This is a genomic window from Clostridium sp. (assembly GCF_016650035.1).
Lineage (GTDB): Bacteria > Bacillota > Clostridia > Clostridiales > Clostridiaceae > Clostridium_AD.
The window spans coordinates 1-10,256 of sequence record NZ_JAENWM010000111.1 but is presented as its reverse complement, the minus strand read 5'-3'; the positions used below and the strand labels follow the sequence as shown (position 1 = coordinate 10,256).

The following is a 10,256-nucleotide window of genomic DNA, read 5'->3' as shown; positions in this document are numbered from 1 at the left end:
TCTTGCACCGTGCAGGCTTGTTTGCTATACCTGTTTTTATTACAAACCGCTCTAATATCATTAAATTTTATAATTCTATACAACTCAAAACAAATTCAAGTTTTATTTATTAGTTTCCGTGAGTACTCTATTTATAATTTCTTTGAAGCCTCATATGCTAGGGGTGACCTCTCACATTCATCATATTTAAGTGTTACCTGATAACATAAACTACTACCCTTCATTTTTTCAGAGGCATAGCACAAACCATTTGATCTTGAGTCAAGAAAAGGATGATCTATTTGTTCTGGGTCCCCTATAAGAATAAGCTTAGTTCCATCACCCACTCTAGTTATTATTGCTTTAACTTGTTTTGGAGACAAATTTTGTGCCTCATCTATGATTACCCAATTTTTCACTATGGATCTCCCTCTAAGGTAAGCCACTGCTTCAGTAGTTATAATCCTCCTATCAAACAAATCTTTTATCTTATCTAATAAATCTTTCTCATTTTTGTAACGCTGCTTTTCATCAGAATCCACAAGTATTTCTAAATTATCAAAAATAGGTCTCATAAAGGGAGCTATTTTTTCTTGCTCCGTTCCAGGCAAGAACCCTATATCCTCATCCATTGTAACATTTGGTCTACAAACTAAAATTCTTCTGTAATGCTCACTATTATCATTTAGTATTTTTTGGAGCCCTACAGCTAATGCAAATAATGTTTTAGCTGTTCCTGCTGGTCCTTTTACAATTACAAGTGGTGCTTTTACTGCGTCCATACTTAACGCTTCTAACATAAACCTCTGTCCTACATTCCTTGGTACAACTCCTAAGGGTTTGCTGTCCTTATTATAAAGTGGTACTACGTTTTTACCATCATATCTACCAAGTGCAGTTTGTTTAGGATTTTCTAATGAATGAATTAATAAAAATTGATTTATAAATAAAATTGGTTTAGTGTATTCCCCTGTATTATCATCATAATTAAGTAAATCCTCAATTTCTAAAATTCTTTTACTGAAAAACTCTTGAAGTTTCTCTGGAGATACAAATACATCTATTCTTCCTGTATACTGATCATCAAATTCCGGTACAAATTTTTCGTAAAAATCTTCTACTTTTATGTCTACGGCATCTGCTTTTATTCTTAGAAATATATCTTTAGTTATTAACCATACATCTTCTCCTTGTTCTTTAAGACCTTTACATACCTGTATTATTCTATTGTCTGCTTTTTCTTTATTCCAAGAAGGAGGAATTTGGGTATCGTAATGGTTCATTTCTACTCTAAGTCTTCCACCATTTTCAAGCTCAATACCCTCATTTAACTTCCCTTGCTTTCTAAGTTTGTCAATAAGTCTAGCCGCATACCTGGCATTAGCCCCTAAATCGCTCTTATCTTTTTTAAAACTATCTAATTCCTCTAACACCACTTCAGGTATTATTACATCATTATCTCCAAAAGACAAAATAGCGCTTGGTGAATACAAAATAACGTTGGTATCTAATACATAGGTTTTTTTCAATATATAAGCTCCCCCTTTCTATATTACTAATATATGTTACTAAATCAATAAATGAATTAAAAATAGAATATAATTTTAAATACATTTATAGAAATCTAATTATTTCTTTTGACAAGTAATAGTTTTTATTATATAATAAGTTTTACAGTAAATTAAATTATAGGATGGTGTGTATGAATAACATAACAACAATTTTCAAAGAAAAAAAATTAAAACTTACACCTCAGCGCATAGCTGTCTATAAATATCTGCAATCAACAAAAGAACACCCTTCCGCAGAAGTAATCTACAAAGCTCTACAACCAACATACCCTACTATGAGTTTGGCTACAATTTATAAGGCACTAAAAACACTTGTAGAAGTAGAACTCATAATAGAACTTAATGTAGGGGAAGGTAGCTTTAGGTATGATGGTAATATGCAATCACATCCTCATATACAGTGCATACATTGTGGCAAAGTTGAAGATGTAGAAGGTATAACTTTCCCAAATGTAAATGAAGATGTAAAAGAGCATACAAGCTATGAAGTTTTAACAACCAAAATATATTTTTATGGTTTATGTGAAAATTGCAAACAATAATTTATTAATCAAAAAAAGAAGTATTTTTAAATACTTCTTTTTTGTTTATATATCTATTTATAACATTCTTTTAATATTTCATCCCATTCTTTAGAACTAAACTCACCATTTAAAATCCTTCTAGTAGTTAAAATCACACTATTTTTAATTTTATCAGGTAAATTATATAATATAAGAATACTATTATCATTAGCTTTGTACATATGTTGAACCATTATTTTCCCAATACCTGTTGTTTTATTATTGGAGAGTTTATTTCCACTTATAATTCCACTCTGAACAAGTCTACCTTGAACCTCATCACTATATATATATTCAATAAAATCGTTTGCGCTATCCATATTTTTAGCATTTACAGGAATACCCACTAAGGAATTAATTATAATAGGTACATTGGACCCATAATTTGAATTATTATCATACTCCTCTACTATGCCGATGTTACTTCCAGTAAATTTAGAATTATAATAAGATATACCTATTAATAATGGAGAATCTCCATTAACAAAATTATTAATACTTTGTTCATTCCCGAGTTCAAACGAATTTGCGTTAATTCCATTATTTTTTACTAAGGTGTTAAATTCATTAAATATTTTTTGCATATCTTTCATTTTTTTATAACATTCCTCACCACCATCATAATATTCTTCAAGATCATGGATATTTATTGTCTTACTAGCTATTAATGAAAATAGAAATCCATTAACACTCATGTCATCATTTAGCATTACTGGAGTTTTTATTCCTTTGCCATTAATTTGCTTTAAGACCTTTAGCCACTGTTCTAAATTATTAGGATTTAATATCTTTAATTTTTCTAAATAATCTTTATTATATAGTAATTCAATACTATATGGTACAACTCCTATACCATAATATTTATCACCCACTCTACCATAAGAACTCATTATGTCATAATACCTTTCACTTATAGCTTCTTTTTTATAAGTACTCTCTAAATCACTTAAAACTCCCTTTTCACTAAGTTCAATAATAGTATTCCTATTAGTAAAAATCAAATCAATTTCGGTACCTATATTAATAGTCTCTAGGATATTACTTTTACCACCTAATACGTCATTTAATTTTATTTCAACATCCGCGTTATTTTTTTTGAAATCATCAATTAAAAACTTAATTACTTTGGAAGAATATTCATCAGTTGTGTCCATAAATACATTTATTTTTTTTGATTTTCACTTTTTTCTTTTTTATCGGATTTACAAGCTGAAAGACTAAACAACATAAATAAAACTAAAAGTACATTACATAATTTTGGGATAGCTTTAAATTTTTTTTTCATAAGTCACCTCATTATATTAGGATATATGAATTATTTTATTTTTTTTCTAGATAAATTAATTAAATGTAGAATTGTTACATATAATCTAAAGGGAGGTGGAATATATGAAATTACAGGTAGTATTTTTCAAGAAGAAGTTTATTTATTATGCCTTGGTAATTATTGCATTTGCCATAGCGTTAAATTCCTTTTTATTTTTCACAAATAACTCAATAAACACATTTAATATTATTGATGAAACTAAAATGTTGCAGTCTGATTTAACTGGGGATGGAACTAAGGATATTCTCTACATAAAAACAGATACAGATAAATATTATATTCAAATAAACTCAGGGGATAAAAGCTATTATCTGGATCCTTCTAAGAAAATTAAAACTGTAGGAAATTATTATACGCAATGGCCAATGAGGCTTACTTTAATGGACATATCTAGAAACAAAGTGCCTGAAATATTCACTCAAGCCTCTATAGAAGAATCTTCTCGAAATAATAAACCTATTCAACATGTATTTTTTTGGAATGGTGAAAAATTTGATGATATTTTTTGTAGTAATAACAATATTCTTGGTTTTGTAGACAGTAAGAATAATAAAACTCCTAAAGTTTTATCCGGAAACATTAAAGAAGGCAAAATAAATTTTATGAGTTATATTTTAATTAAAAATAGTTTAAAACCCTTTGACTATAACTATATTTATAATTATATGGGAAAAGACACCGTACTTGGTTTCATAAATCTTATGACTAGCTTTCCTATGGAAAAATTAAACATATCAAAGAATATTTTCGCACCCGGCTTAAGCGGTAATGACATTTCATTATTAAACGATTTATCAAGTAGAAAAGTATATTTCAACTTCCAAGATGCAGTTTTCAAAGACTCTAATTGGGATAAAAACGGTAATGCTAATGAAATTCTATGGACATTAAATTTCAGAGGAAATAATACCGTTGGTGTAACCGAAACAAAAAATTATACTCTAGAATTAATTCTTAACCTTATACCTAATAGTATCGATGTTTCTACCTTTAAGATTACCTCTATAAATATTAAATAATCTTCCCCTTTAGCGTATTTGAAAGTTGTCATCTTTTATACAATTACAAAAGGGACCGTATTATCGGTCCCAAGGGGGATGGGGGGGTTCCGCATAAAATAATTTATTTTATGCTAATGGAGATATTAACTCCGATTACATTAATAATATTAACCTTTTCGCAAAATTTTATTCACTATAAAATATAATTTAATTTTTTTTCTATAAATTATCATTTAGAAACTTAAATCAATATAAAATTGGAGGAAATTAATATGTTTAGTAATAAAGAAAAAGACATGGATAGAATTGAAACTTTAATTGGTGGTGGATGCTGTATTATTGGATCTATAACTGGAAATGGGCTGCTAAAAATAGATGGTTCTATTGACGGGGACTTATTCTCTGAGGATGATATAGTACTAGGTGAATCTGGACAAGTAAAAGGCAATACTATATGTAACAATGCATTTATACATGGAATAGTCCATGGAAATGTAACCTGTAAAAACACGTTAACCATAGAAAATTGTGGTAATATAAAAGGAGATATCTCAGTTAAAAAATTAATAATTTCTGAAGGTGGAATTCTTGATGGGAAATGTACCATGATAAGTTATGTTGATCCGAGTTATGGAGACGATAATTAATAGTTCACTAATAAAAAAAGCAACACATAAATTACGATTTATGTGTTGCTTTTAAAAACATAATTTCATCACAATACACCTCAATAAAAATGCACAATTAGTGAAACTTTAATATCTTTAATTAGAATTTTCTTCAACAATCCTATTGAGCATTTCAAGTTTACTATCATCTACTAGATGAGCTAATATATAGATTAACTGCCCCATATCCTCATCCTCTAAGTTTTTCAAAATACTATGTGTTCTTTCTTTAGGATTCGTATGTTTAAATTCAACATCATTACTTTCAAATGAGTTATCGTTTGATATGGAATTTATCATGTCATTAAGATTTGAACTATTTAAATCTAAACCAGATAGCATATTTGAAATTTGGCTTAAATCTATCTCTCCCATACCTGAAAATATATTTGATAAGGGATTATCTTGCTGATCTTCATTTGAGTTTGATAAATCATTATCTTCATTAATGTTTTCATTATTAACCATTGGGATATTTTTAGCGACTTTCTTTTTAACCTGTTTTGGAGCATTTTGTTGTGAATTTGAATTATTCATGGAGTTAGCTACCTGGTTGTTGCCTCCACCACCTAAGTTACCCAATAAACTCCCTAATATATTATTGTCTTGCCCTCCTAAGCTGCCCAGTAAATTCCCCAAAATATTATTGTCTTGCCCTCCTATACCAGAAAGTAACCCTTCAAGCATATTGTTGCCACCACCATTATTTCCAGAAAGTAATCCAGTTAGTAATCCCATAAGTGGACTTCCAGAATTTCCATTAAGCAATTGTGCTAATGGATTATTGTCAGAATTGTTATTATTACTGTTATTATTTTGAACACCATTGTTATTTTGGTTATTATTTGGGTTGTTATTTTGATTATTTCCATTATTATCATTATTTCCATTGCTCATATTATTTCTATGACTCTTATGGTGTTTTGACACATTACCACCTCATTTATAAAATGGGAGAGCAGAAGCTCTCCCTAATTTTAAGCTAACAACAACCTCTTCGATTTGACATATAAAACCGCCATTTCATGGCCATGTTTTAATGTTATATAAATTTTTCTATTGTAATTAATTATTTATTCATCCAATGTTTAATTAAGACAATCTTAGAATCCGCCACCAAAGCCGTTACCATTACAACAGATTATAATTATTAAAATTATTATCCAAATGCTTCCAACTCCTGCTCCACTTCCACCGTATCCACTATTTCCACAACAACAATCTGACTTACTTTCACAACAACATGATTTTGACATTTAAAATCCTCCTTTCTTGGTCCTTTTTTAATTAATTATTTAACTAACAGTCTTCGTCAGAATCTACGTTTATAATATTGTTTGTACATCCTCTGTTTTTATTTCCGCCACAGAAACATAATAGTAATATAATTATTATCCATATTCCGCCGCCGTCAGCTCCAAGTCCGCCACCAAGACCACCTAATCCTAATCCGCCGTATCCATTACCAGTTGATCCGCCGACTTTACATAGTTTTTTTACATGTTTTGGGTCGCATCCGCATACAGTACCACCTTCATTTTGTCCTGCGAGTCCGGCTCCTCCTACGAGAAATAATAAAACGATAATCCAAAGTATACCTCCACCGCCGAAGCCGCCGTTACCTCTGTTATTATTTTTACCACCTTTGTTGCCTTGAGCACTTGCTAATCCACTTAATAATCCATTCATATCCACTATACTTCCCTCCTTATAAAATATTTCAATAAAATGTTAATTAGTAATTTAATTTTCCTCAGTTTACCTTTTTATTTAAAAATATTCTTCTTTTGTATTCTAATATATACTATTCTGATGGAAATAAATTGATACAGATTTTTCAACTAAATACCTTAAGGAAAAAAATTCTTATTTTCACATCTATTAGTGGACGAAAAAAAATAGACCACATTACTTTCAGCGCTAAATACTAGTTTTAACACTGTAATGTAGGTCTATTTTAAATTTTTATTTATTCTTCGATTTGATCATTTCCAAACATATTGTCTAAAAGTTCTTTTACACCAGTTTTTTTAAGTGATGAAATATTAATAATTTCTTCACTTGGCTCTAGTTGTAACGTTTCTCTTATTAGCTTATTACCCTTCATTAACTCTGTTCTGTTTAACTTGTCTTTTTTTGTAGCAACTACTACAACTTCATATCCAAAATGTTTAATCCATCCGTACATTAAGAGATCATCCTTAGATGGTTTACGTCTGCAATCCACAAGTAGTGCTACCTTTTGAAGTTGTGGTCTTTGAATTAAATAGTCCTCCATCATCTTTCCCCATTTAGCTTGTTCAGTTTTAGATACTTTGGCATATCCATAACCTGGTAAATCAACAAAATAAAAGCTATTGTTTATTAAAAAGAAGTTTAGAAGTCTAGTTTTTCCAGGTGTACCACTAACTTTAACCAATTTACGTCTATTGGTTAAAGTATTTATTAGTGATGACTTACCCACATTAGACCTACCAATAAAAGCATACTCTACTCTATTATCTGTTGGATACTGAGCTGGTTTTACTGCTGATATTATGAATTCAGATTGTTTAATTTCCATTATTTATCTCCCCAATTAATGCATTTTCAAGTACATCTTCTACTTTATTTGCAATTATAAATTTTAGTTTATCCTTAATACTGTCTGGTATCTTTTGTATATCTTTTTCATTATCCTTTGGAATTATAATTGTATCAATACCAGCTCTATATGCAGCTAATGATTTTTCCTTAAGCCCTCCAATAGGTAGAACTCTTCCTGTAAGGGTAATCTCCCCTGTCATTGCCACGTTATGTCTTACCTTTTGCTTGGTTAAGGCAGATACCATTGCAGTTATCATAGTTACACCTGCTGAAGGGCCATCTTTAGGCACTGCTCCTTCTGGTACATGAATATGAATATCAACATTCTTATAAAAATCTTTATCAATATTATATTTAAGCGCATTAGCTCTAACATAACTGTATCCGGCTTTAGCAGATTCCTTCATAACATCTCCTAATTGGCCTGTAAGTTGAAGTTTTCCAGTTCCCTCCATAACACTTACTTCCACAAGCAAGGTAACCCCACCGTATTCTGTCCACGCTAGTCCATTTACAACGCCTACTGCATCTTCCTTGTCAGCCTTATCATAAGTATATAAAACAGCTCCTAAATATCTTTTAACACTTTTGATTTCAACATTAACATTTTCTATATCTTTTTCTACCATTTCAGTTATTGCCTTTCTAATAACAGAAGCAATTTGTCTTTCGAGATTTCTGACCCCTGATTCTCTAGTATAATTTTCTATAATACAGGTTATCGAAGAATTCGAAAAATTTATTTTGCCCTCTTCCATATTATGTTCTTTTAACATCTTTGGAATAAGGTGTTGTTTTGCAATGTGAAATTTTTCTTCTGAAGTATACCCCGATACCTCAATAACTTCCATTCTATCTAATAATGGTCTTGGAATAGTATCTAATTTATTTGCAGTGGTTATAAATAACACCTCTGATAAATCAAAATCTAATTCTAGATAATGATCTCTAAACGTTGCATTTTGCTCACTATCTAAAACTTCTAGAAGCGCATCTGCAGGATCACCCTTAGCGTCCCCGCTCATTTTATCAATTTCATCCAGTAGAAACAATGGGTTTTTAGATCCAGCTTGTTTCATAGCATATATAATCCTACCTGGAATTGCACCTACATAAGTTTTTCTATGGCCTCTTATTTCAGCTTCATCTTTTACTCCACCCAGTGACATTCTTACAAAATTTCTATTTAATGCATTTGCAACAGATTTTGCTATAGATGTTTTTCCAACTCCTGGTGGTCCCACCAAACAAAGTATTGGTCCCTTAAGTGTTTTGCTTATTTTTTTAACTGCTAAATATTCTATTATTCTTTCCTTAACATCCATAAGGCCGTAATGTTCTGCTCCAAAAACTTCTCTAGCTTTATTAATATCTATATTGTCTTTAGTGGCTTTATTCCAAGGTAAAGCTAAAACCCAATCTAAATAAGCTTTTATTACCCCACTCTCAGCAGAATAATTTCCTGAACCTTTTAATCTATTTAGTTCATAAACCGCCTTTTCTTTTGCCTCTTTGGGAAGCTTTGCTTTTTTTATTTTAATTTCATATTGATCCATTTCTCGCTTATTCTCGTCATCTTCTCCTAATTCTTCTTGTATAGCCTTCATTTGTTCTCTTAGATAATATTCCTTTTGAATTTTATCAATTCTAGTTTTAACCTTTGTTCCAATTTTTTTTTCTATTTTTAATACTTCAACTTCATTTTTCAATATAACTAGCAGTTTTTCTAATCTTTTAACAACCACTAAGGTTTCAAGTAATTGTTGTTTTGTCGATGGCTTTAGTATTAAATATGAACTTACAATATCACAATATCTTCCCGGCTCTTCTGTTTCTTCTAAACTAAATAGTGCATCCGGAAAATTATTAGCTGACAGGTTTATATATTCTTCAAATAATTTATCAATAGTCCTAAGTAATGCCTTGCATTTTTTATCCTCCGTGTAAACTTCATCTTCTAAAATTTCTACCTCTGCAAGTACAAAGGGATTCATATCTTTGTATTCTAAAATCTTTCCTCGTTTTATTCCTTCAACTAGAACCCTAATTGTATCTCCTGGTAACTTTAATATTTGTTTTATATTACAAACAGTACCAATACTATATATATCCTTTTCTTCTGGTTCTTCAACTTTTGCCTTCTTTTGTGAAACCAGAAAAACTTCTTGATTATTAAGCATAGCCTCTTCTAATGCAAGTGTAGATTTTTCTCTACCAACATCGAAGTGCAATACCATATATGGAAATATACTCATACCTCTTAGTGGAATTAGCGGAAGAAGCTTTATGTTTTTATCCATTTTTCTCCCTCTTTTCTATATTAAATTAGTAGTCTTTTACTACATTTTTATAGTTTAACTACTATAGTATACCTATAATACAATAATTTTTCAATACTTGTGCACACAAATCCACAATTTTCTATGATCCGTTTATGATAATGTCTTAGTATACCGTTTTTGATTATGTCCCAAACATACAAAAATATAGTGTAGAATATACCTCATAAGATTGTACAAATGGGGTGTTGATAATCAGAAAGGTAGATTTAAATATGAAAG

At 30.1% G+C, this 10,256-nt stretch carries 10 protein-coding genes; 3 read left to right on the top strand and 7 right to left on the bottom strand.

The features are described from left to right. Window positions 1-131 precede the first annotated feature (131 nt). On the bottom strand, window positions 132-1,508 hold the full coding sequence (locus JJD95_RS18085) for a PhoH family protein (protein ID WP_291644566.1): 1,377 nt from the start codon (window positions 1,506-1,508) through the stop codon (window positions 132-134). 173 nt (window positions 1,509-1,681) lie between these two features. On the opposite strand from JJD95_RS18085, the gene JJD95_RS18080 reads away from it, so the two are divergent. Continuing rightward, window positions 1,682-2,092 carry a Fur family transcriptional regulator gene (locus JJD95_RS18080; protein ID WP_291644565.1) on the top strand — a complete coding sequence of 137 codons (411 nt, stop codon included), beginning with the start codon at window positions 1,682-1,684 and terminating at the stop codon, window positions 2,090-2,092. 53 nt (window positions 2,093-2,145) lie between these two features. Here JJD95_RS18080 and JJD95_RS18075 read toward each other — a convergent pair whose 3' ends face one another. Continuing rightward, window positions 2,146-3,267, bottom strand: coding sequence for an extracellular solute-binding protein (locus JJD95_RS18075; RefSeq protein WP_291644564.1), 1,122 nt, complete (start codon window positions 3,265-3,267; stop codon window positions 2,146-2,148). Between the two features lie 235 nt (window positions 3,268-3,502). Between JJD95_RS18075 and JJD95_RS18070 the strand changes: the two genes are divergently transcribed. Then, window positions 3,503-4,459, top strand: a complete 957-nt coding sequence (locus JJD95_RS18070) for a VCBS repeat-containing protein (protein ID WP_291644563.1) — start codon at window positions 3,503-3,505, stop codon at window positions 4,457-4,459. A 254-nt stretch (window positions 4,460-4,713) separates the two neighbouring features. Continuing rightward, window positions 4,714-5,088, top strand: a complete 375-nt coding sequence (locus JJD95_RS18065; RefSeq protein WP_291644562.1) for a polymer-forming cytoskeletal protein — start codon at window positions 4,714-4,716, stop codon at window positions 5,086-5,088. A 117-nt stretch (window positions 5,089-5,205) separates the two neighbouring features. Here the strand turns inward: JJD95_RS18065 and JJD95_RS18060 are convergent, their stop codons facing one another. The 5 genes from JJD95_RS18060 to lon all read right to left on the bottom strand — a co-directional run bounded on the left by JJD95_RS18060 (window position 5,206) and on the right by lon (window position 9,995). Further along, window positions 5,206-6,039 (bottom strand): hypothetical protein, encoded by an 834-nt coding sequence (locus JJD95_RS18060; RefSeq protein ID WP_291644561.1) that lies wholly within the window; start codon window positions 6,037-6,039, stop codon window positions 5,206-5,208. Window positions 6,040-6,212: 173 nt separating this feature from the next. Further along, on the bottom strand, window positions 6,213-6,365 hold the full coding sequence (locus JJD95_RS18055; protein ID WP_291644560.1) for a hypothetical protein: 153 nt from the start codon (window positions 6,363-6,365) through the stop codon (window positions 6,213-6,215). 43 nt (window positions 6,366-6,408) lie between these two features. Further along, window positions 6,409-6,804 carry a hypothetical protein gene (locus JJD95_RS18050; RefSeq protein ID WP_367114848.1) on the bottom strand — a complete coding sequence of 132 codons (396 nt, stop codon included), beginning with the start codon at window positions 6,802-6,804 and terminating at the stop codon, window positions 6,409-6,411. A 274-nt stretch (window positions 6,805-7,078) separates the two neighbouring features. Then, window positions 7,079-7,672 carry a ribosome biogenesis GTP-binding protein YihA/YsxC gene (gene yihA, locus JJD95_RS18045; protein WP_291644559.1) on the bottom strand — a complete coding sequence of 198 codons (594 nt, stop codon included), beginning with the start codon at window positions 7,670-7,672 and terminating at the stop codon, window positions 7,079-7,081. Next, window positions 7,662-9,995, bottom strand: coding sequence for an endopeptidase La (gene lon, locus JJD95_RS18040; protein WP_291644558.1), 2,334 nt, complete (start codon window positions 9,993-9,995; stop codon window positions 7,662-7,664). The genes yihA and lon overlap by 11 nt, the downstream gene beginning before the upstream one ends. Window positions 9,996-10,256 lie beyond the last annotated feature (261 nt).

What these genes read in the sequence shown, in the direction of transcription:
- JJD95_RS18080 (WP_291644565.1), top strand. Translation starts at nt 1,682, where the DNA reads ATGAATAACATAACAACAATTTTCAAAGAAAAAAAATTAAAACTTACA.
- JJD95_RS18075 (WP_291644564.1), bottom strand. Translation starts at nt 3,267, where the DNA reads ATGGACACAACTGATGAATATTCTTCCAAAGTAATTAAGTTTTTAATT.
- JJD95_RS18070 (WP_291644563.1), top strand. Translation starts at nt 3,503, where the DNA reads ATGAAATTACAGGTAGTATTTTTCAAGAAGAAGTTTATTTATTATGCC.
- JJD95_RS18065 (WP_291644562.1), top strand. Translation starts at nt 4,714, where the DNA reads ATGTTTAGTAATAAAGAAAAAGACATGGATAGAATTGAAACTTTAATT.
- JJD95_RS18055 (WP_291644560.1), bottom strand. Translation starts at nt 6,365, where the DNA reads ATGTCAAAATCATGTTGTTGTGAAAGTAAGTCAGATTGTTGTTGTGGA.
- yihA (WP_291644559.1), bottom strand. Translation starts at nt 7,672, where the DNA reads ATGGAAATTAAACAATCTGAATTCATAATATCAGCAGTAAAACCAGCT.
- lon (WP_291644558.1), bottom strand. Translation starts at nt 9,995, where the DNA reads ATGGATAAAAACATAAAGCTTCTTCCGCTAATTCCACTAAGAGGTATG.